Annotated in this window: 13 protein-coding genes and 3 pseudogenes; 12 read left to right on the plus strand and 4 right to left on the minus strand. The window is 66.8% G+C overall.

The genetic code is table 11. From position 1 onward, the window contains the following. Window positions 1–137: 137 nt before the first annotated feature. Window positions 138–485, plus strand: a pseudogene (locus ACH4YL_RS39705) (transposase); the annotation flags it as partial. A gap of 34 nt (window positions 486–519) precedes the next feature. Here ACH4YL_RS39705 and ACH4YL_RS39710 read toward each other — a convergent pair. After that, window positions 520–1,707 (minus strand): annotated as a pseudogene (locus tag ACH4YL_RS39710) (IS110 family transposase); the annotation flags it as partial. Between the two features lie 240 nt (window positions 1,708–1,947). Between ACH4YL_RS39710 and ACH4YL_RS39715 the strand changes: the two are divergent. Next, a pseudogene (locus ACH4YL_RS39715) lies at window positions 1,948–2,407 on the plus strand (IS5 family transposase); the annotation flags it as partial. Here the strand turns inward: ACH4YL_RS39715 and ACH4YL_RS39720 are convergent. Both ACH4YL_RS39720 and ACH4YL_RS39725 read right to left on the minus strand, forming a co-directional pair. Continuing rightward, window positions 2,379–2,714, minus strand: coding sequence for an ankyrin repeat domain-containing protein (locus ACH4YL_RS39720; protein WP_398512406.1), 336 nt, complete (start codon window positions 2,712–2,714; stop codon window positions 2,379–2,381). The pseudogene ACH4YL_RS39715 and the gene ACH4YL_RS39720 overlap by 29 nt on opposite strands. A gap of 300 nt (window positions 2,715–3,014) precedes the next feature. Next, window positions 3,015–3,875, minus strand: coding sequence for a ricin-type beta-trefoil lectin domain protein (locus ACH4YL_RS39725; RefSeq protein WP_398512407.1), 861 nt, complete (start codon window positions 3,873–3,875; stop codon window positions 3,015–3,017). 695 nt (window positions 3,876–4,570) lie between these two features. Here ACH4YL_RS39725 and ACH4YL_RS39730 point away from each other — a divergent pair. Both ACH4YL_RS39730 and ACH4YL_RS39735 read left to right on the plus strand, forming a co-directional pair. Next, the gene (locus ACH4YL_RS39730; RefSeq protein ID WP_398512408.1) at window positions 4,571–7,906 is read left to right on the plus strand and encodes a right-handed parallel beta-helix repeat-containing protein; all 3,336 of its coding nucleotides are present in this window, start codon (window positions 4,571–4,573) and stop codon (window positions 7,904–7,906) included. 73 nt (window positions 7,907–7,979) lie between these two features. Next, window positions 7,980–9,113: a S8 family serine peptidase gene (locus tag ACH4YL_RS39735; protein WP_398512409.1), complete on the plus strand. Its 1,134-nt coding sequence runs from the start codon at window positions 7,980–7,982 to the stop codon at window positions 9,111–9,113. Window positions 9,114–9,199: 86 nt separating this feature from the next. Here ACH4YL_RS39735 and eccCa read toward each other — a convergent pair whose 3' ends face one another. Then, on the minus strand, window positions 9,200–13,129 hold the full coding sequence (gene eccCa / locus ACH4YL_RS39740) for a type VII secretion protein EccCa (RefSeq protein WP_398512416.1): 3,930 nt from the start codon (window positions 13,127–13,129) through the stop codon (window positions 9,200–9,202). Window positions 13,130–13,446: 317 nt separating this feature from the next. Between eccCa and eccD the strand changes: the two genes are divergently transcribed. The 8 genes from eccD to ACH4YL_RS39780 all read left to right on the plus strand — a co-directional run bounded on the left by eccD (window position 13,447) and on the right by ACH4YL_RS39780 (window position 21,857). Then, complete coding sequence (gene eccD / locus ACH4YL_RS39745; protein ID WP_398512417.1) at window positions 13,447–14,847, plus strand: type VII secretion integral membrane protein EccD; 1,401 nt, start codon at window positions 13,447–13,449, stop codon at window positions 14,845–14,847. A 14-nt stretch (window positions 14,848–14,861) separates the two neighbouring features. Then, window positions 14,862–16,301 (plus strand): type VII secretion protein EccB, encoded by a 1,440-nt coding sequence (eccB, locus tag ACH4YL_RS39750; RefSeq protein WP_398512418.1) that lies wholly within the window; start codon window positions 14,862–14,864, stop codon window positions 16,299–16,301. 269 nt (window positions 16,302–16,570) lie between these two features. Continuing rightward, entirely contained in the window at window positions 16,571–16,855 is a 285-nt protein-coding gene (locus ACH4YL_RS39755) for a hypothetical protein (RefSeq protein ID WP_398512410.1), read from the plus strand. A gap of 51 nt (window positions 16,856–16,906) precedes the next feature. Beyond that, complete coding sequence (locus tag ACH4YL_RS39760) at window positions 16,907–17,227, plus strand: WXG100 family type VII secretion target (protein WP_398512411.1); 321 nt, start codon at window positions 16,907–16,909, stop codon at window positions 17,225–17,227. Window positions 17,228–17,272: 45 nt separating this feature from the next. Then, the gene (locus tag ACH4YL_RS39765; RefSeq protein WP_398512412.1) at window positions 17,273–17,782 is read left to right on the plus strand and encodes a type VII secretion system-associated protein; all 510 of its coding nucleotides are present in this window, start codon (window positions 17,273–17,275) and stop codon (window positions 17,780–17,782) included. Window positions 17,783–17,972: 190 nt separating this feature from the next. Beyond that, entirely contained in the window at window positions 17,973–20,747 is a 2,775-nt protein-coding gene (locus ACH4YL_RS39770) for an AAWKG family protein (protein ID WP_398512413.1), read from the plus strand. A gap of 22 nt (window positions 20,748–20,769) precedes the next feature. Then, window positions 20,770–21,210: a YbaB/EbfC family nucleoid-associated protein gene (locus tag ACH4YL_RS39775; protein ID WP_398512414.1), complete on the plus strand. Its 441-nt coding sequence runs from the start codon at window positions 20,770–20,772 to the stop codon at window positions 21,208–21,210. Between the two features lie 5 nt (window positions 21,211–21,215). Continuing rightward, window positions 21,216–21,857 carry a hypothetical protein gene (locus tag ACH4YL_RS39780; protein ID WP_398512415.1) on the plus strand — a complete coding sequence of 214 codons (642 nt, stop codon included), beginning with the start codon at window positions 21,216–21,218 and terminating at the stop codon, window positions 21,855–21,857. Window positions 21,858–21,955: the final 98 nt, after the last annotated feature.

Genomic DNA, 21,955 nt, shown 5'->3' on the forward strand with positions numbered 1-21,955 from the left:
CAGACGACAACACCAAGCCCGCCTCAGTCACTACAAACGACGCGGACACAGCCCATAAAAACTGCCCAACCGTCACGGCAAACACCGTTGCAGTATTAGAGGTCATCTCATTTGGTTGACCCAGTAGGCTGTCGGCTGTGGTGGGGATCGTTGAGCGGCTGGTGCCGGACGAGTTGTGGGACCTGTTCCAGCGGGTGGCGCCGGAGGCACCCACGCGGCCTCAGGGCGGTGGCCGGCGAAGGCACGGAGACCGTGAAGTGCTGGCTGCCATCGTGTTCGTGGCAACGTCCGGCTGTACCTGGCAGCAGTTGCCTGCCGCATCGTTCGGGCCGTCCGGCGCGACGGCTCACCGCCGCTTCACCGAGTGGACAAAGGCCAGGGTGTGGGCAAAGCTCCACCGCCTGGTCCTCGATGAACTCGGCTCCCGCGGCGACCTTGACTGGTCTCGATGCGCGATCGACTCGGTGAACATGCACGCCCTGAAAAGGTGCCCCTATGGTTTTCGTCAAGCTGTTGTCGTGACCGGGGCTCGTAGAAGGTGCCATCTCGGAGCATGGCGAAGAGCACGTCGATGCGTCGTCTGGCGAGGGCCACCAGGGCCGCGACGTGGTGCTTCCCCTCCCTGCGTTTCTTGTCGTAGTAGGCGCGTGACTCCGGTTGGGAGAGCGAGGCGAACGCGGCGAGATAGAAGGCGCGTTTGAGCTGTTTGTTGCCCCGTCGGGCCGGGTGTTCGCCGCGGATAGACGAGCCGGAGCTGCGGGTGACCGGTGCCAGGCCGGCGTAGGCAGCCAGGTGCCCGGACGTGGCGAAGGCGCTGCCGTCGCCGACGTCGATGAGGATGCGGGCCGCGGTCCTGACCCCGATGCCGGGCATGGAGGTCAGGACCTGGGAAAGAGGGTGGGCCTCCAGGAGCTCCTCGATTCGGGCAGCGAGGAGTTTGCGCCGGTCGAGGACGGAGCCGAGCGAGGAGATGAGACCGGGGATGATTAGCGCGGCGGCGTCGGTGCCCGGCACGACCACTGTCTGCTCGTCGAGTGCGGCAAAGATGTCCTCGACCAGGCGTTCGGCCATCCGCGGCGCCTTCGGCCGCAGGAGCGCGACCAGTCGTCGCCGCCCGGCCTTCCTGATCTGCGCGGGGGAACCGAACCGTTCGAGCAGCGTGAGCACGGCGGGGTGGTCCAGACGGGGACCGAGGACCTTCTCCAACGACGGGTGGATCTGCGTCAACAGGCCCCGCAAGCGGTTCTTGGTCCTCGTCGACTCGGTGGCGAGATCGTCGTCGAACCCGACGATCATCTCCAGCTCCGCTAGGGTCTCGTCGGCGGGCTCGATGGCCCTCAGCGTGTGCGGCATCGCGCGAGCGGCATCTGCGATGACAAACGCGTCCCGGGCGTCGGTCTTCGCCTCTCCCGGGTAGAGGTCAGCGATTCGCCGCATCGTCAGGCCCGGAAGGTAGGCAATGCGGCAACCCGCCTGGCGAGCCACGGCCAGGGGCAGAGCGCCTATGGAAGCGGGTTGGTCGACTACCACCAGCACGGTGCCGTGCTTGGCCTGGAGCATGGCGAATACCTCGCGCAACTTCGGCTCGGTGTTGGGTAACCGCTTGTCGAGAACTCTTTTGCCTGCCGGTGTCAGGGCAGTGGCGTGGTGTTCGCCCTTGCCGACGTCCAGGCCCAGATAGACGTCGATGCCGCCGTCATCGGTCATGCTCTTGCTCCAGTGTTTGCGCTCGTCCCGGCCTTACCTGCGGCATCAGCGTGCCGGCATCCACGTTACGAAGAGACTGCCTCACCCGGTCCGGGATCAGCGCTCGTGCCCCTAATCAGCGGTCTGCCAATGCCTCCGACGCCCGGTGACACCACCTTTTCGATCATCATCGACTGGGGGACCAAGTCATGCCGGAGTCGGAGGCCGGGAGCCTCATTGCGAGGCCACGAAGACGGTAACGGGGACCTGACAGGTCCGAATCCTGTCGACCGGGGCAAGTACGGCTCAAAGATCCACCTGATCACCGAGCGGACCGGTCTGCCCCTGTCTGTCGGCATCTCGGGGGCCAACGTCCACGACAGCCAGGCCCTGATCCCGCTCGTGAAGGGCATACCGCCGGTCCGATCCCGCCCGGGCCCCCGGCGTCGCAAGCCCGGGAAGCTCCATGCCGACAAGGGCTATGACTATGCCCGCCTGCGGCGATGGTTAGGCAGCCGAGGCATCCGGCAGCGCATCGCCCGCAAGGGAGTTGAGACCTCGCAGCGGTTGGGACGCCACCGTTGGACCATCGAGCGCACCATGTCCTGGCTCGCCGGCTGCCGCCGTCTCCACCGTCGCTACGAGCGCAAGGCCGAGCACTTCCCTCGCCTTCACGAGTATCGCCTGCACTCTCATCTGTTACCGGCGGCTCGCCCGCTGATGTGGGCCCGCAGCAGCTTCACCGCCAGGTCGTGGCCGTAGTGATTGGCCATGTCCATGGGGGTGTGACCGTCTGGATCTGCGAGCTCCGGATCTGCCCCGAAGGCCAGCAGCACAGCAGTGGTATGCACAGTCACCGGTTGGCCGCTCTGTAGGGAGCCATCGCCCTCGACGTCGATCGCGTGCGTCAGCAGCATCATGTTGCTGAAGACCTCATCGGGATCGGAACCGTCGGCTAGCAACCGGGCCAGGGCCTCCGCATCCTCGTGCTCGACCGCGTGATGGGCGGGTGTCCAGCAGTCACTCACCAAGGCATTCAACCGCACCGCAGCCCGTCTGCCAGCGACTTATCTACGCCGCCCAGTCACCATTTGAGATGACGTCTTAGGCGGGCGCACGCAGGCGGGGAAGGGGTGGGCCGGGAATCACGAGGCTCGCTCCAACCCGGCTCGTGGCCCTGGCGGATCACCAGGTTCGAAGAACCGCCACCTGCCAAACCTGTCGCCCGCGAACGAGTACTGCTGAACCGTGCGCGAGTCCGTTGCTTCGGACGGAGAAGGGCTTGCCCGCGAGGAGCATGTCGCGGAATCGACAGAGATGGCTGATTGTCAGGTGATGTTCCACTGCTGGCGGGCCGTGTTGTTACACGGCATGATCCAGACCCAGGTACCGGCTTCGACGCGGCCGTTCTTGATCTCGGCACACTGCTGCGCATGTGGATTGCGCAGTTCCTTGCCCGTTCCCCGGACGAATACCTGAGCCGCAGTGCCATCGTTGTGGCAGTCCGAGAGCTGGAGGAAGGTGCCCTGCTTCTTCGTGCCCCACGGCACGTCCATGCAGAGTTTTTGATTCAGCGTGCGGATGGTGTTGTCGCTGTTGACGGTCCAGCGCTGGCGCGCGTCAAGACCGTCACAGCGGGCGGTGATCAGTGGGACACCGGCTGCCTGTTTGCCGTCAAGCGGCGCGAGGCACTTGTTGGACAAGGCGTTGATCAGAAAGTGTCCTGGGAGGGTGGAGCGGGGCACGACCGTGCGGTGGGCCGAAGTTCGCTCGCTCTGCGAGGCCGTGGGTTGCTCGGTCCGCGGGGCCGACGGTTGCGGGGTCCGCGGGTCTGCGGGTTGCTCGGTCTCTGGGGCAGAGGATCGTTCGACGGGTGAGGCAGAGGGCTGTTCCGTCGGTGAGGCCGAGGGTTGCACCGCCCGCGACGCTGGGTCCTTTTGGGCGGCAACCCCGGCATCTTCCCCGCCGCTCCCAACGCTCAGCACGACCAGACTGATCACTGTGCCGAGCACCGTCAAAGACACTGCGACGAGCAGCAGAGCCCGGCGAGTTGAGCGCGACGCCGATGTGTTGTCGTTCTGCCAGGGCAGCGTCTGCTCCCACAGCGCTGGCCGAGCCGATTCGTGCGAGACCAAAATTGTTTCGGGTGCTTTGGACTTCTCCGATTTGGCCCGCAGGTGGTCACTCATGGATGTTGCGGTCCCTCCCAGCAAGATTGGTATTTCTCTGCTCAAGCTAGAGACCTCCTGTCGGCGGCCGAAGTTTCCGGCGAATCATTGCCTGTAGAGCCGTTGAAGTCTGTCTGTTCTCACCAGCCCTCCGTACGTGAGAGCGGGTGTGCGGCCACTGGGGCACGGTCACCATGCGCTGGGCACGTTTAGTAGACCCTGCCGCGCCGAGGTGCCTGTCCGGGGGCGTATTCAGGCAGATGCCGTTGTACAGCCGGGCTCTTCTCGAGCAGATCCTGGGATCACACGGTGCCGGCCCGGTTGACTCGGAGGTGCCGCGCGGTGGCGCACTCCTACGGCCAGGGGAGGCGCCGGCGGAGACGGCAGAAGGCACCAGGGTTTCGTGTCTCCGGGGGACCACCTGCGACGGAGGCGCTGAGGCGACAGGAGGCTGCGGTCAACGACTCGGAGGGACTCTGCCGGGTGAGCATAGGCGGAGCCAGAGCCCGGTGTAGTGATCGCTGCGCGGCTCGCTACTGGAAGGACGCCATGGCAGTGTCGCTTCACGAGCAGGCACAGGCTCTCCTCGAGCAATCGGCCGTCCGGTCCGCACATGCGGGCTCGGCTCGAAACCTTGGTGTCCCGCGGTGTACTCCGGTCAGGAGGGGAGCGCTGTTGCCTTTCCACCTGACTGGGATTCCCGAGGAGGTTCGTGCGTGTCACGCCAGGTACTGACGGTAGGCCCGGAGGGGTCGGCCAGCTTTCCCACAATCGGTCAGGCGCTGGCGCACGCGCGCAGCGGCGCAGTGATCAGCGTGCGGCCGGGCACGTACGCGGAGAACCTGGTCGTCGCCACTCGTGTCACCATCGCTGCCGAAGGGGCGTCCGGGAGCGTAGAGATCTGCCCCCGTCGCGGCGTCGCGGTTGTGCTCCGGGCGGACGCGGTCATGCTCACCGACCTCGTGCTGCGTGGCAGGGACGAGGAATTGCCAGTAGTGGACGCCCAACTGGGGCAGGCCGCTATGGACGGTTGTGAGGTTGTCGGCTCCGCGTGGACCGCGCTGCTCGCCCGCGGCACGGGCTCCTTGGCCATGCGCGATTGCCGGATCAGCAACCCGCGTGGTGCCGGCGTAGTCGTGACGTCGGACGCGGACAGCATGGCCGACTCTTGCACCATCGAGCACCTCGAGACCTCCGGCGTGGTGATCGGCGAGCGCGGCCGTATCACCCTGCGGGGCTGCACCATCCGTGATGCCCGTGGTAACGGCGTGCTGGCCAACGGAGAGGCGCAAGGCTCGGTCGAGGGATGCGAGATCTCCTCCACGGAGAAGCCCGGGATCGCACTGGAGGGGCGCTCCGGTGTGCGCCTGGTGCGCAGCAGCGTGCACGACGCCGACATCGGCATCCATCTGGCCAGCCAGGCGCGTACGGCACTGGAGGAGGTGTCCGTGTCCGGAACCACGGGCGTCGGGATCGTGCTGTCCAGTGGTACCAACCCCGTGTTGCGCGGCTGTCGCATCTCACGCACTCAGGGCCACGGCGTGCTCATCATCGACCGGGCACGTGGCACGTTCGAAGACTGCTCGATCTATTCTTCGATGGCACCTGCCCTGAAGGTGAGTGGTCCGTGCTCGCCCACGCTTGTCGGACTGACGATCCGTGACTGTGCTGAGACTGCCGTGCTGCTCGAGGAGGAGTCGGCGCCGGAGTTCGACCGGCTGGAGATCGTGGATCCTTCTGGATCTGGGATCTCTATCCGCTCCGGCGCCAATCCCCTCGTGCGCCGTGCCCGGATCACTAGTCCGAAGGGCCATGGGGTGGAGGCAGTGAATGACGGGCGCGGGCGCTTGGAGGAGTGCGAGATCGAAAAGGCCGGGGGAGCGGGCGTCCGGGTTGAGGACGGCGGCAATCTCCACATCGGAGCGGGCATCGTGCGATCTGCCGGCGCCTTCGGCCTGTCAGTCGGGGCGCAGGGCAGCGCCACCGTGCGTGACTGTGAGATCCACGGTGCGGGGGGTGCCGGAATCGTGGTGGAGGAGGACGGGGCGTTGACCGCGACGCGCCTTCGGGTCGCGGGCAGCCACGGTCACGGCGTCCTGGTCGGCTCTGGAGGCCGGAGTTCGTTCAACGCCTGCGAGATCAGCGGGAGCGCGCGCGACGGCTTTCACATTGAGTCCACCGAGCCGGTATCGCTGGTCAACTGCACTGCTCGTGACAACCGTGGGGGGGGACTCGTACAGGCCCGGCCGGGCGAACGGCTGGCAGTTGAGGGCCTCACCAGCACGGGCAACGGCAGGCGGGATGCCTGGGGTGTCGGTGATGCCCAGGGTGCGGATCCGGCAGTGGGGACGGGCGGGCCCGATCTCGCCGACACGCTGGCTCGTGAAGACGGTCCGCTCGCCGAACTCGAAGCGCTCATCGGCCTGTCCAACGTCAAGCATCAGGTCCGCATGCTGGTCAATCTCACCCAGCTCGCTCAGCGTCGTGCCCGTCTCGGAATGTCGGCTCCACCCATGAGCCGCCACCTCGTCTTCGCGGGTCCTCCTGGCACCGGCAAGACGACGGTGGCACGGCTGTACGGGGCGATCCTTGCCGAGCTCGGTGCGCTGCAGTCCGGGCACCTCGTCGAGGTCTCTCGGGCCGACCTGGTAGCGCAGTTCATCGGTGGCACTGCGATCAAGACCACCGAGACCTTCAACCGGGCCTTGGGCGGTGTGCTGTTCATCGACGAGGCGTATACCCTCCTCTCCGACGGCCAGGGCTCGGGGGCGGACTTCGGGCGGGAGGCCGTGGACACCCTGCTGAAGCTGATGGAGGACCACCGCGACAAGGTGGTCGTGGTCGCCGCCGGCTATGGCAAGGAGATGGAGTCCTTCCTCGGCTCCAACCCGGGACTCGCCTCCCGCTTCTCCCGCACGATCGACTTTGAGAACTACTCGGTGCCCGAACTGGTGGCGATCATGGAGAGCATGTGTGCCGGCCATCAGTACGAGCTGGACGAGAGCACCGTCAAAGCGTTGGCCACCCACTTCGAGCGTATGCCGCGTGACGCCTCGTTCGGCAATGGCCGGGCGGCTCGCAAGGTGTTCGAAGAAATGGTGGACCGTCAGGCATTCCGGCTCGCGACGGCGACGGACGCGGGCGAGCGGGACTTGCGGTTGCTGCTGCCGCAGGACGTGAGTGAGGAAGCGGCGGTCGCCGTGGACCACGGTGGAACCCCCGGTCCCCAAGAGAGCGACCCCTTGGAGCAGTTGGGCGAGCTGATCGGGCTCGAGGCCGTCAAACGTGACGTCACCAACATGGTCAACCTCCTGTCCACCGCACGGCAGCGAGAAGCGGCGGGCCTGCCGGCGACGCGCATTAGTCATCACCTGGTCTTCACGGGCCCTCCTGGTACCGGTAAGACCACGGTGGCCCGACTCTACGCTTCGCTGCTGGTGAAACTGGGCGTCCTGCCGCGCGGGCAGCTCGTCGAGGTGGCTCGCGCCGATCTCGTCGGCCGCTTTGTCGGCCACACCGCGCAGCTGACCCGTGAGGTCTTCGAACGCGCCCTCGGGGGAGTGCTGTTCATCGACGAGGCCTACACACTCACGCCCCGGGGCTCGTCGAGCGGCTCGGACTTCGGGCAGGAGGCCGTTGACACCCTGCTGAAGCTGATGGAGGACTACCGCGACCAAGTGGTCGTCATCGTCGCCGGATACACCGAGGAGATGGCGAGCTTCCTGTCCTCCAACCCCGGTCTCTCGTCCCGGTTCTCCCGCAGCGTACAGTTCGCCGACTACACCTCGGACGAGCTGGTGACCATCGTCCGGCAGCACGCCGCCGCGTCCGGATACGAGTGCGGTCCGGGCACCGGGGCTGTGCTGCGGGACTACTTCGACTCCCTGCCACGCGATCGCAGCTTCGGCAACGCGCGTCTGGCGCGCCAAGTACTCGAAAACATGATCACCCTCCAGGCCGGTCGGATGAGCTCCATGTCGGCGCCCGGGATCGACGACCTGAGGCTGCTGCTGCCGGAAGACGCGGGGCGCCAAGGAGCGGTCCGTGGATGAGGCGGGCGGCCCTCGGCCCCGGCGGCCTCTGCTGAAGGCCGGCCGTGGTGGTCGGCGCCGGGGCCTGTCCTGCATGCTTCTTCTGCTCGCCGCGGCGGCGGCGCTCCCCTGGTCCGCACCGGCTGCGGCCGTGCCCCACGACTCGGTGCGGCTGCCCATGATTCCCCTGACCCTGACCGGGAGAGCGGGGTGCACCGGTTCGTCGGGGACGACGTTCAAGGAAGTGCCGTGGGAGCAGCAGAATCTGGGGCTCGCCGACGCATGGCGGTTCGCCAACGGTGAAGGTGTGACCGTCGCGGTCGTCGACACCGGAGTGTCGGAGGCGCCGGCCTTGGCCGGCCGTGTGTCCGCCGTGGGCGACGCGGGCCGTGACTGTGTCGGCCACGGCACCTTCGTCGCCGGGCTGATCGCCGCCCGTGTGGATGCGGAGGTGCGCTTCGCCGGGGTGGCGCCCAAGGCCCGGATCCTCGCCGTGCGAGGCACCGACAAACTCGGCGTGGCGAGTGCAGGCTCGGTGGCCAACGGCATACGCGCGGCAGCTGACCGCAAGGCCGATGTCATCGTGGTGTCCGCGGCGTTGCCCCAGATGTCTAGCAATCTGACCTCGGCTGTCTCCACCGCCCTTGAGGGCGGCGCCGTGGTGGTTGCTGCGGCGGCTCCCGACCCATCCGGTACCGGTGCCGACCCTTCGTCCGCCCCCCAGGAGTACTGGCCGGCAGCCCAGCCCGGTGTGCTTTCCGTGTTGGGCGTCGGCGGCGACGGCACTCTCCCTGACGGTGCGCTCACTCCTCGGCATGCCGATTTGACGGCGCCCGGGGAGAGTGTGTTGGGCATCGGCCCGAGGGGCTCGGGACATTTCGTCGGCTCCGGGTCGTCTCTGGCCGCCGCATTCACCGCGGGGGCCGCGGCGCTCGTCCTGTCCGCCAACCCTAGTCTGACGGCTCCCGAGGTCACGAAGGTGCTGATCTCTACCGCGTACCCGGACGGTGTGCCGCGTCTGGACCCGTACGCTGCCGTCACGGTGATCCGGGACAGCGCTGCTCCCTCGCCATCCTCGGTCGGTGCTCCGGTGCGGATGCCGACGACTGACCCGGTCGTGGCCCGGGCCACTCGCCGGGCGATCCTGATGTTCGCCGCGGGTGTCGGCGTCGTCCTGTTGGTTTCCTGGTGCGCCGCTGCCATTCCCGGCGGCCGCTCCCGCCGTTGACACCCCCGGCCTGCCCGTCCCTTGCGGAGACTGCCGGAGGGAGCGTCCAGTATGGGCAGCGGGCGTCCCCTCCTGTGATCAGCCGCCTATTCGGCCCCGCTCGCGGGGACTTCCTCCAGCACTGCTGTCTGGATCAGAGTGGCCTTCCGGCGCACGATGTGCTGCGCGCGGCCCGGGGGAAGATTACGGGGCTTGACGTTGCCGAAGACGTAGCCCTCGGACGGCGGACAGGACAGCAACAGGCCCGGGGAGTTCACCTCGTCGAGGCGACGCAAGAGCTGGTCGCCCAGGCCGCGCCCCGCGCCGTTGGCGGATCGCGCCACCACCACGTGCAGTCCCACTTCGTGCCCGAGAGCGAGGAAGTCGAAGAACGGAGTGAAGGGCTGGTCGAAGGACGAGCCGCCGCCGATCATGTCGTAGTCGTCCACGAGCACGAACAGCCGTGGCCCATTCCACCAGTCACAGCGCCGCATCCGGGCCGGCGTGATGTCGGCTCCGGGAAGTCGCGTCTTGATCGCCTTGGCCGAGCCTTCGACGAGTTCTTTGAGGCTGTCCATGGACACGGCGTGTCCCAGCCGGTACTCCTCCGGAACCGCGTCGAGCAGTTCGCGCCGGTAGTCCACCATGAGAATGCTTGCCTCCGCAGGGCTGTAGCGGGTCGTGACCGCCTTCGCCACCAGTCCCAGGAGGTTCGTCTTCCCGCTCTCGGTGTCGCCGATCGCGACCAGGTGCGGAGTGCGGGAGAAGTCGTGCCAGACCGGGGATAGCGTCTCTTCGTCGAGTCCGAGCGGCATCCGTAGGCCGTCGCCCAGCTCCGGCTCCGGCAGGTCGGCGACCGGAAGACGGTGCGGCAGCATCCGCACGGGCGGCGCCGGGGGGCCGGGCCAGTGCTCCACGATTCCCTCCACGGTCGCCATGACGCCGTCGGTGAGATCGTCCGTGTCCTCCTGGCCGTTGATGCGGGGCAGGGCGGCCAGGAAGTGCCTCTTGCCCTCGGTCGTCAGACCCCGCCCCGGGGTGCGCGGAACCGTGGCCGCCTTGCGGATGTCTACCACCGAGTCCATGGTGTCGCCGAGCCGCAGTTCGAGCCGTGTGGCGGCCTGATCGCGGACCTGGGCCGACAGCTCCACCCAGCGGGCCGTGGTGATGATCAGGTGGACGCCGTAGTTCAGGCCGCGGGCGGCGATTTGGTTGAACGCGGGAATGAGCGTGTCGAAGTCCTGGCGGACCGTCTGCCAGCCGTCCACCACCAGGAACACGTCGCCATGCGGCTCGTCGGGGAACTCGCCCGCGGCGCGCCGTCGCCGGTAGGACGCCATCGAGTCGATGCTGTGGTCCAGGAAGAACTGCTCTCGGTGGTTGAGCACCGCCGTGACCTCGGCCACCGTGCGGCTGATCCGCTCGCTGTGCAGCCGCGCGGCGACCCCACCCACGTGCGGTATCCCGGCGAGGCCGGACAGTGTGCCGCCACCGAAGTCCAGGCAGTAGAACTGCACTTCGCGTGGGGTGTGGGTGAGGGCGAGCGCGGCGATCAGCGTGCGCACCACTGTCGACTTGCCGCTCTGCGAGCCGCCCGCGATGGCCACGTGACCGCCGGCGCCCGCGAGATCCACCACGAGCAGGTCTCGCAGTTGCTCGAACGGCTTGTCCACCAGCCCGACGGGCACCTGCAGGCTCCCGGTTCCTGGCCAGTCCAATGCGGTCAGGCCGCGCTCGAGGTCCGGTGCCAGTGACGGCAGCAGCGAGTCGAGCGTCGGCGACTGCTCCAGCGGCGGCAGCCACACCTGGTAGGCGGGCGGACCGGAGGCGCGAAGCCGGTCCAGGGCCACGGACAGGAGGGTGTCACCGTCCTCGCCCTCCTCCGGTGCCGCAGGCTCGGGGACGGACGTGCGCGAAGGCACCCACTCGGACGTCCAGGGCACAACCTGGCTGGCCACCCGCGCCTGCGCCACCGCGCCCCTGCGGTGCCGGTAAGCACCGGATACGTACGCGGCCCGGAACCGAGTGAGGGCCTCCACCCCGCTTTTGAGGAATCCACTGCCGGGCTGCGACGGCAACTCGTAGGCGTCTGGCACCCCCAGCACCCCGCGGCTCTCCATCGCCGAGAAGGTACGCAACCCGATGCGGTACGACAGGTGGCTCTCCAGCTGGTGCATCCGGCCCTCGTCCAAGCGTTGGGAGGCGAGCAGCAGATGCACCCCGAGCGACCGGCCGAGTCGGCCGATCATCACAAACAGGTCCATGAACTCGCGGTGCGCGGCGAGCAGTTCGCTGAACTCGTCGACCACGACAAACAGGCTGGGCAGCGGCGCGAGCGGGGCGCCTGCGGCCCGTGCCTTCTCGTACTCCAGCGCCGAGGTGTAGTTGCCGGCGGAGCGGAGCAGCTCCTGACGGCGGATCAACTCGCCGTGCAGGGCGTCCTGCATGCGCTCCACCAGCGCCACTTCGTCGGCCAGGTTCGTGATGAGCGCCGAGGTGTGCGGCAGCTCGTCCAGGCCGAGGAAGGTGGCACCGCCCTTGAAGTCCACCAGGACGAAGTTGAGCGTCTCCGAGGAGTTGGTCAGGGCCAGCGCCAGTACCAGCGTGCGCAGCAGCTCGCTCTTGCCGGAGCCGGTGGCACCGATCAGCATGCCGTGCGGGCCCATGCCGCCCTGCGCGGACTCCTTGATGTCCAGCTCGACGGGGATTCCGTCGCCCCCTACGGCGATGGGCACCCGCAGCCTGTCCGCCGGGTGGCGACGCTGCCACAGCGTCGCGGGGTCGAGGCGGTACAGGTCGGGGATGCCCAGCAGGGTAGTCAGTTCCACGTCCGCGGCGAGCGGTTCGGCCGCGTCAGCACTCAGGCTCATCCGGTACGGGGCCAGCAGCCGGGCCAGCGACTCGGCGACGACCGGGCCGACCAGGTCGGGGCGGCCCAGATGCGTGGTCTGCTCCTTGCGGCTGCGGTCGGTGCGCACCAGGTTGACGGCGTCGGGCTGTACGTCGAGCCGCAGCGTGGTTCGGCCGGGCCGCCATCGCAGCTCGCCGGAGAGGTCGAGGACGACCGCGTTACGAAAGCCGGTGCCGTCCAGCCGGTGGCCGGCCGGAACCGAGACACTGTCCACCACGATCACCGTGAACGGCTCATCCCGGGCGGCCTGCGCCTCCGGGTCGAACACCGTGCGTTCGGTGAATTCCGCACCGAGCAGATCCTCCAGGGCGTTGCAGGTCGACGCCATGATCCGCACCGGGCCGGCGCCGTCATGCTCCTGCGGATGGAGATTGTGCGGCAGCCACTTGGCCCACTCCCATTCCAGCCGCCGTTCGTCCGACACGCACAGCGCGATCCACAGCTCCTCCGGTGGGTGAAACACCGCTAGTTGGCACAACAGCGCCCGCACGGCAGAGCGGGCGGCATCCTCGTCACCCCGAAGCAGGACCCGGGACCAGGACCGTAGATAGAGGGCGATCGGCTGTTCGGGAACGGTGCTGTAGGCGCGCATGAAACGGCGCAGCGCGTGCGCGCACAGCGGCTCCAGATCCTCCACCGGTTTCGTGGAGAGTGGAGTGAGTCGCAGACCGAGCTGCTGGTCGCCGACGGCGATCCGCACCTCTGCGAAGTCCTCGTCCTTCGCACGTCGTTCCCAGAGTCTGGTGGTGCGGGCCATGGATGACAGGGTCGCCGGGTCGGGGTGGCGCCAGGAGGTGGCCAACTGCTGTTCTATGACGGCGTTGTGCACCTTGCGCCGCATTTGCGAAAGGTAACGTAGATAGTCGCGGCGCTCGCCGCGGAGCCGGTGCTTGCGCTCGTTGTTCTGGCGTATCACGTGCCCGACCATCATCGCGACGGAGGCCAGCACCATCATGCCCACCGACAGATAGGTGAAGACGCTGCCGGACCCTCCCGGACGGATGAAGATCAACATCATCGAGACCGACATCATGGCCATCGGGAGGTAGGTCCACACGGCGGACGAGTCGGGCACCTTCTCCGACAGGGTCGGCGGCTCCTGGAGGCTCAGTTCCCCCTCGGGCATGTCCGGGCCGCGTCGGCGGGCCGGGCGGCGGAAGAGGATCACACTCAACGTACTGGCTCCTTATGGCGAACCGGGCTGCCCGCAAGGCAGATGGAACCCACCGATGGCACCGATGTGGATCCCAAGACGCTAAGGCAATTTCGGGATAACCTGTCGGGTAATTTTGGGAAGATTTACTGGACGCGTCAGCCATGACGGGTGACGAAGGTTCTAGGTCCTTCTCTTTTCTGCGATCGTCGTCAGTATTCTGCCTCGCGGCGGTGCGCGTTTCCAACCCCGCAGCCCATCGTATTCGGAAATACAAAGGTGCCTATGCGATGACCGACAACTCCGTAGCGGGACTGTGCCGCCTCACCGTGCGTGCCCCCGACAGGCACATCGATCTCGCGGTCCCTGCCGACGTCCCGGTGGCTGACCTTCTGCCGACGGTGCTCCGGTACGCGGGCCAGGACCTGGAGGAGAACGGACTCGACCACGGCGGCTGGGTACTCCAGCGCCTCGGCGGTCCTCCCCTGGACGAGGAGGGCACCCTGGAGACCCTGGACCTGCGGGACGGCGAGGTGCTCTACCTGCGGCCGCACAGTGATGAGCTGCCCGAGGTGCGGCTGGACGATCTCGTGGACGGCATCGCCTCCGCCACTCGCGACCGTCCCTACCAGTGGAGCCCCAGGGCGAGTCGACGCCTGCTGCGCGGCTGGGCCGCGCTGGCCCTTGTGACCGGCCTGGTCGTGTTGGGTGGGTCGGCCGGATCCGCTGATATCCGTGCGCTGACCGCGGCGAGTTGCGGGCTGGTGCTGCTCGCCGGTGCCGCATCGGCGAGCCGGGCGGTGGGCGATGCCGTGGCCGGTGCGATGCTCGGTTTCATAGCTGTGCCCTACCTGGCGCTGGCCGGCTGGCTGTTGCCCGGGGGCGACTTCAGTGACGCGGAACCGCACCTCGTGATCGGAGCGCAGCTGCTGGCAGCCGCTGCGGCGGGCGCGGGCGCGGCGGTGGTGGCGGCGGCCGTGGGGGGCACCCACATCGCGCTCTTCCTTGGGACCGCTGTGGTGGCTGTTGCCGCCGCGGTGGCTGGCGGGGTGACGATGGCCTTCGACATGCCGATCGGTGCCGCGGCGGCCGCCGTTGCGGCACTTGTCGTGATCTTCGGCGGCTTCGTCCCGGCAATCTCTTTCAAACTGGCAGGGATGCGCATGGCGCCGCTGCCCACCAACCCTCAGCAGCTCCAGGAGGGCATTGACCCCTACGACCCAGCCGAAGTCAACGCCCGCACCGCTCGGGCGGAGGAGTGGATGACCGCTCTGTACTCGGCGACCGGGGTGATCTGTACGGGCTGTCTGCCGGCGCTGGTCACCCGGGCCGAACTTGCCGAGTTGCTGACGGCCGGCGTCTTGACCGTGCTTCTGCTGCTCCACGGTCGCGGCATGGTCAACGTCTGGCAGCGCCTTGCCCTGGTCCTGCCAGGCGCATGGGGGGTGACCACATTGGCGGTGGCCTGGGACCAGCAGCTCACCCCCGGCGAGCGGCCGCTGCTTGTCGCGGGGCTGCTGGGGGTCGCAGCCATGCTGGCCGTCGTCTCGTGGACGGTCGCGGGCCGACGGATCGTGCCGCATTGGGGCCGTGCCGCTGAACTCATCCAATCGGCGCTGGCCATCAGTCTGCTGCCGCTCACGCTGTGGGTACTCGGCGTCTTCGGATCCCTCCGGGCGATCAACGGCTGACGGCGGGGGTTGTCATGCAGTCCAAACGAGACCAAGTTCAGGCGCACGTTTTCCTCATGAGCCGGCTCACCTCGGGCATGCTGCTCGCCGACCCGGACGCATCGGAGAACCCACTGGGGCGCACCACGCGTGGGACGGTGTTCGGCGTGGTCATCTGCGTGCTGGTGGCAGCCGGTGCCTTCGTGTTCGGCCTGGTCAAGCCCGGAGGTCACCAGCTGTCCGGCAAGACCTTGATCGTCAACCAGGAGACCGGATCTCGCTACCTCTTCGCCGACGGCAGGCTGCGGCCGGTGCGCAACTACGCGTCCGCGCTGCTCATCGGCGGCGACAAACTGAAGACCGACACTGTGCGCACCGCTTCGCTTCGCGGCAAACCAGTGGGAACTCCGGTCGGCATACCCGGTGCCCCGGACTCCGTCCCGGGCAGGAAGGACCTGGCAACGGGAGCGTGGCAGGTCTGTTCCGTCGTGAACGGCAGCTCCTCGACTGCCCTGATGGTGGGCGATCCCGCCGACGGGGAACAGCTGGGTGCCGGCCAGGGCCTGATCGTGGTCGGCCCGGACATGGCGACGACATACCTAGTGTGGCAAGGCCACCGGCTGAGAATCAAAGACGGCTCGGCAGCCGCGTCTCTCGGGTACGGGTCAGTGATGCCGCGTCCGGTCTCCGCGGCCTTCCTGGCGGCTTTGGTCCCCGGACCTGACCTGGCCCCGCCCGATGTGCCCGGCCGCGGTGAGGAGGGACTGCAATTGGGCGGGAGGGACAGCAAGGTGGGCCAGGTCTTCCAGGTTCGCATACCTGGATCACCCGCGAAGTACTACCTGCTCAAGCGCCAGGGCCTCGTGCCGATCACGGACACCCAGACCGCTTTGGTGCTGGGCGACCCCGTTACGCGCGAAGAAGCCTACGGAGGAGCCTCGCCCGAGCCGGCGGTCATTGGTGCGGTTGTGCTGCAGGACGGCAAGGCGCCGGGCGACGAGGGCTGGGATATGGCCACGGGGCTTCCCCCATCGCCGCCGCGCGCCGTCGCAGTGCCCGACAGCCGGTCGGCGTGTGTCCGGGTGCAGCCGGGGAGCGCCCTCCGCGTGACGACGGAACTGGTCCCTGTGTCCGCACTGCAGCCTGTCGCGCAGGCCGACCCCACGGAAGTCGAACCGTCCTGCATCTTGATGGACCGAGTAATCGTCCGCCCTGGACACGGTGTTCTCGTGCGGGCCCTGGCCGCTGGAGGCAGGGCGATCGGCGACACGACCTACCTCGTGTCTGACAACGGAGTCAAGTACCGCGTGCCGTCTCGGGAGGCGCTGAAAGCGCTCGGCTACGCCAACATCGAGGCACAGCCGCTGCCTTCGATGCTGCTCAGCATGCTCGCTTCGGGACCCGACCTCAGCCGTGAAGCGGCTTCCCTCGGCCAGAGGGGGGCCATTAGCGGCGCCTGTGCGAGGGAAAGGTGATGACTGCGCCGTGAGGTGCGGACATCCCGCCTTCCTGAAATGCGAGATGCCCGCCTTCCCGAAAATACTGGAAGTGCGAGTAAGAAGGGGGCGAATGCCGACCGTCAGCGAACATTGCTACGCGATATCACGTATAGATCTGTAGAAAGTCTCGGAGCAGGTGATTTGAGATTCTCGTCAGAGGCGCTCCAGTCTAGCGAAAGGGAGGTACGACGATGGCGATCACTGGTCGACAGAAGTCGGACGCATCATCAACACAACAGGGTGTCATGGCGCTGGAAAGTGCGCTCACCCGGATCAGGTCCAGCCGCTCGCACGTCGAGACCATCGAAGTGACCCTTGCCACGGGCTACCAGGGCGCGGACGGAGGCGAGTTCTCGAGGATGCTGAAGGCTTGGCAATCCCAGTGCAACATCATCGAGCGGAACCTGGTGGGCATGGTGGATGCCCTCCAGGACACCAAGCAGCAGCACAGCACTCACCAGGAAGCTACGCGTCAGCAGATCGCCGCGGAGAGCAGCAGGTCGACTGTCTTCGACCGACTCACCGGCTGAGCCACGTTCGTGCACCCAACACAGCCGAATCAACAGAGATGAGGTACACCAATGCCAGACACCAGTGATGGATACATCCACGTCGACTACCAGGGCGTTGTCCACGCCGCCGAAGAGCTGGCGCGCGAGACAAGTGCGATCCGGACCACGCTCAAGGACCTGGAAACGGAACTGCACCCCCTCGTCAGCAGCTGGGAGGGCGCGGACTCCGCCGAGTACACGACCAAGCAGCACGAGTGGGACATGGCAGCGGCGCGGATGGGAGAGATCCTCCGCTCCCACGGCAACCTTCTCGGTGACATCCACGACGGCTACCGGAGCAACGAGAAAAGGCTCGCACAGACGTGGGCCGATGTGCCCATTGGCCGCTGACGGGCAGGCCGGCCGAACCACACGGACAAGGAACGGAGTCTTCCTGTGCCGGACCTTTCGCATCTCGACTCGCAGACGCTCTCGTCGTTCCGCGCGAATGAGCTGGCTGCGTTCATCACCGACCTCGACAACATCCAGAATGATGAGCCGTCAGGCGTCCCGGCGGTCAGGACCATCGCCGAGGGGCGTACCACGCCTGACACGCTCTGGTACGCGGGATCGTCGGCTCGCCCTGCCGTGGCCATCGGCCTGATGGGGATTGACGACAGTGTCCATGGGCAGACGCTGCTGAAGAGCATCAAGACCGCGGTCTCGTCGGTGTCCGGCATCCTCACCTCCCAGCAGAAACTGTTCGATGACATCGACAGGAATCTGGGAGAGACGCTTGTCACCCTGCTCAAGAACCAGGGTGACAATCTCGGTGCCATCAGTGCCGGGCAGATGCTCGATGTCTTCTCGGACGTCTCACGGGACTTGGAATCGAGTCAGAGGTCAGATCTGCCGATTCAACTTCCGGACGCGTCCACCCCCGTCCCGGGTGTCACTGCGGTATAGGTGCGAGACCGGCATTCGACCGGGCTCTTACTCTGACGGGTTGCGTCGGACCAGTGGTCGGCTTCAGTTTCGGAGCCGGAGCGGCTCCGAAGCTGAAGCCGAGCCGCCCTCCGCGTGGGCCGGCGCAGTTCTTCGGCGCCGCTCCAAGTCCACCCTCAACAGCTCTCCCTCAACGTGGAGTTCGCCTGTCATGCCCGATAACTCCGAGCCCCGTTTCGACCCCGATGACACATGGGGCAGGGCCGTCTCCATGGTCACCGGCTATCCGATGCCCAGCCGGAAGGCGCTGTTCGACTCGCTCGCCCACGACGACGGCACCCCGCAGTTCCGCGTGAGCATCGAAGGGGTGGGCGTGCGGGGGGGAATTACCCCCGCAGACGTGGGTTGGGGGGTATCCGACGGCGAGGACTACAACATCCCGTTCTACACCGCTGGGGGGGACGGTGAGCACTCCGGCAATGTCAAAATGCGTGAGGCCAGGTTTGTTCTCATCGGGGGCCCGCCGCTTCAGCTAGGCGCAGGGGGCTACGGCGCTGCGTGGACAGGCGGCTACGGCAACGAATGGGACTCGACTCCCAAGGCGCAGTACATCGCTGGCGCGGGCCATGCGCTGCGGGCGCTTGCGGAGGGGGCGCACACCACCCGGGATCATGGGGATTACAACGGAGGCATCGTCGCCGACGCCAACGGTGTGGATCTCGGCTCATTCGAGCGAGTTGCCCAAGCGTTCGACCGGTCTAAGCAGTTCCTCGTCGATCACGCTGCGACACTCAACACCTGGGAAACCGCTCTCGGCGGTGACGACGCGGCCTGGAGCGGACAGGCGGCCGGCGTCTTCAGGAACCTGCTCCACACTCTGCGTACGAACTATGACGGGTACGTCGAGCAGATGGGCGGGGCTGACTACCAGGGTGCACATCAGACGCTCAGTGGCTACGTCCCCAGATCCGTATATGGAGACGCAATGGCCCAGGCGCAGCAGGTCCTGCATGGCGAGGCCGTGCGGCTGTCCAACGCATGGAACGCATGGACGCACGACCCCAATTACGTCCACGACCCGCTTCACGCCGTTCTGACGATGCTTGACAGGGTGGCAGCCTGGGTGTGGCAGCACAACCTGACCCAGGTTGTGATCCATGGGGGTCGTCATTTGGCGACGACTGCAGCCTTCAGAGAGAACCTTGCCCTTGAGGTGCCCGAGCTGGGTCGGACGATCACAGGTAGTCTCCGGGACGAGAGCATGTGGAGGGAGATCGGCCACGCGGCGGTCGATCTATGGAACCTCAACGTCAACAACATGCTTGTGCCCACAGCCGAGATCGCATTGTCGAATCTCAACAACAGTTGGGCAGACATCAGCTCCATACTCGGCCAGCCGGTGGAAACGAACACCACCTCCTCGCTCGTCCAGCAGGCGCAGATGGACCAGGCGGCACAACGGAACGCCCAGGCCCAGAGAGTCATGGACAACCTCAACGACCAACTCGGCCAGCAGAACGTGTCCGGCTTCAACTCCGGCGACCTCGGGTTGGGCGGTGGGGGCGGGGAGCAACCCCTGAACAACCCGGTTCCGTCGTCGAACCCGCCTGGCAATCTCGGGTTGGGCGGTGGGGTCGGGGACCAACCTCTGAACAACCCGGTTCCGTCGTCGAACCCGCTCGGCAATCTTGGTGAGCTCCCCGATTCGGCCGGCTCGGACGGTTCCCCTGTGAACAACCAGACCAGCGCTCCACCAGCTTCTGGCCCCCAGCCCATTCTGCCGTTGAACCCCGCGACGTCCCCATTCCCGCTGTCCCAAATACCGACCAATACCAATACGGGTCAGGACAGGTCACCCATCACCACGCTGCCCGACCTCGCCCTGAATACCGGCACGATCACCAACCCGGACGGCAGCATCACATCGCGAAATTCCGACGGCACGCTGGTCACCACCAACAGGGACGGAAGTGTCAGTCGGTTCAATCCGGACACCGGTACGGTCACGACCACCACTCCGGACGACAACGAGACCGTCACCAACCTGAATTCGAATCGCCCCTTCACCAACGCGGACGGCAGCATCTCGCGGCTGAACTCGGACGGCACCCTGACCAACCGCTTCCCCGACGGCACCATCACTACGATCAATCCGGAAACCGGTTCCGTGAGTATTGCCGATCCGGACGGCAACACCTCCAGGATCCAGCTCAACCCGCCCTCGACCGGTGACAGTGGCGATGGGGTTGGTCTGGGCCGTGATGGCTTTGATGTGGTGCCGATCAACAGGGATGTGGGATTGGGGGAGTTCGGGGGTTCTGGTGGGTTGGGCCGGGACGGGGATGGGGTTGGTCTGGGCCGTGATGGCTCTGATGTGGTGCCGATCAACAGGGATGTGGGATTGGGGGACCTCGGGGGCTCTGGCGGATCGGGCGGAGACGGGGCTGGTCTGGGTGGGCGAGGGTCTGACGCGATAGCACTCAACAGCACTGACGCGGATGTCGCCTACGACGAGTACGACGACAACTCTGCCTCCTCCGGTGGCCCGATCGGGGGCCGCGCAACCTCTGACGCCACATCCAGCGTAGGTCCCGTTCCTCTCAACCCGGGGACGCCCGGAATGCCGATGGGCGGTATGCCGATGGGCGGTATGCCGATGGGCGGAGGGGGAATGGGCGGTGCCGGCCAGCAGTCGTCCAATGAACGTGTCCGCAACGTGTTGACCGACCCGGACGATACTACTCCGCAGAGTCATCGGGGGAGGTTGGGCGGGCGCCCGGCAGCGGCTGACGAGGAGGATCTCGTCCACATCCGCCGCAGGAACGCCACGAGCAGTTCCGTGGGACCGGACGCCAGGACGGACAGCGCGGTCCAAGGCTCCCAGAACACGCAGAGCAGCAGTGGTCGGCGGGCTGATTGGGTGCCTGAAGAGGAGGACGTGTGGGGTATTGACGAAGGCGGCACCCCCGCGGCGATCGGACGATGAACGGCGCAAGGAGGGACGTGAGATGACCGAGTCGATCGAAAAGCGGTTCGCTGACGCGAGGAAGGAACTGGAGAAAGCAGAGGCTGCTGTGGCGAAGGCGGAAGCAGAACTCCGCGCGTCCACAGTCGTCTTGAGGTCGCGGGACCGGGCGGTGGAAGTGACCGTGGGCCCGCAGGGAGAGTTGGCCGGGCTGCGGTTCTTGGACGACAGGTACCGCACGATGCACGCTTCCCAGCTGGCGGCGAGTGTGCTGGAAGCCGCGGGTGAGGCGCGGGCTCAGATGAGCCGCCGGGTGATGGAGACCTTCCAGCCTCTGCTGGCCGGCAGCCCTGCAGTGCCTGAGATCGCGGGCACGCAGATCGACTGGGAAAACATCTTCGGCGGGATCGATCTGCGCCCGGAGGCGAAGGCTTCGGGGGGCGATCGGCTGCGCGATGAGATCAACGAGGGTGAGGAGGACTAGCCGCCATGCCCAATGAGAAGGATGTAGAAGCGTTGTCGGGTGGGTCGTCGGTGCAGGGGGATGCGCCGGGTGGTGAGCGTGTGCTGCTGGGTGACGGGGAGCCGCCGGTGGGTGGGTCGGCTGAGTCGTTGTCGGGTGGGTCGTCGGTGCAGGGGGATGCGCCGGGTGGTGTGCCTGTGCTGCTGGGTGACGGGCAGTCGCCGGGTAAGGCGCCTGCGTACGGCTCCGACAAGCCGCCTGCGCATAGCACTGATCCGCCGCCTGCGTACAGCACTGATCCGCCGCCCGCGTACGGCTCCGACCCGTCGTCTGCGTACAGTGCTGACCCATCGCGGATCCAGGCCGCAATGCGGGGGATGAATGCGATCAAGGACGACGTGCAGGCGATGCTCAAGGAGTTCGAAGGTGGTGTGTCTGCTACTCGGGGCTGGACTGGTAAGGGGGATTCCTTTGCCAGGGAGAGCGGGCCGTTGGTGGACAGGCAGGACGGGGCGTCGGGTGCGACGGTCGGGGCTGTTGCTGCTGCGATCGCCGCTGCCGTGGAGGGTACGGAAGCGAACGTGACGAGTATTCAGGGGCATCAGGGTGATGTCTTGGATGCTATCGGGCAGGAGGCGCGTAGAACCGGCTCCGGGGGAAGGCATTGAGTCCGGGTGGCTATTGAGGCGACGGAGTGGCAGCAGGTTCTGTCTCTCTGTCTCATAGGTGAGCGGTTTGTTGAGGCGAATGAGGATGAGGGGTATGC

This window comes from Streptomyces sp. NPDC020681 (genome assembly GCF_044334895.1).
Classification (GTDB): domain Bacteria; phylum Actinomycetota; class Actinomycetes; order Streptomycetales; family Streptomycetaceae; genus Streptomyces.

Bases quoted from the DNA above. Each gene is read 5' to 3' on its own strand.
- ACH4YL_RS39725 (WP_398512407.1), bottom strand. From the start codon at position 3,875: ATGAGTGACCACCTGCGGGCCAAATCGGAGAAGTCCAAAGCACCCGAA.
- ACH4YL_RS39735 (WP_398512409.1), top strand. From the start codon at position 7,980: ATGCTTCTTCTGCTCGCCGCGGCGGCGGCGCTCCCCTGGTCCGCACCG.
- eccCa (WP_398512416.1), bottom strand. From the start codon at position 13,129: ATGCCCGAGGGGGAACTGAGCCTCCAGGAGCCGCCGACCCTGTCGGAG.
- eccD (WP_398512417.1), top strand. From the start codon at position 13,447: ATGACCGACAACTCCGTAGCGGGACTGTGCCGCCTCACCGTGCGTGCC.
- eccB (WP_398512418.1), top strand. From the start codon at position 14,862: ATGCAGTCCAAACGAGACCAAGTTCAGGCGCACGTTTTCCTCATGAGC.
- ACH4YL_RS39755 (WP_398512410.1), top strand. From the start codon at position 16,571: ATGGCGCTGGAAAGTGCGCTCACCCGGATCAGGTCCAGCCGCTCGCAC.
- ACH4YL_RS39760 (WP_398512411.1), top strand. From the start codon at position 16,907: ATGCCAGACACCAGTGATGGATACATCCACGTCGACTACCAGGGCGTT.
- ACH4YL_RS39770 (WP_398512413.1), top strand. From the start codon at position 17,973: ATGCCCGATAACTCCGAGCCCCGTTTCGACCCCGATGACACATGGGGC.
- ACH4YL_RS39775 (WP_398512414.1), top strand. From the start codon at position 20,770: ATGACCGAGTCGATCGAAAAGCGGTTCGCTGACGCGAGGAAGGAACTG.
- ACH4YL_RS39780 (WP_398512415.1), top strand. From the start codon at position 21,216: ATGCCCAATGAGAAGGATGTAGAAGCGTTGTCGGGTGGGTCGTCGGTG.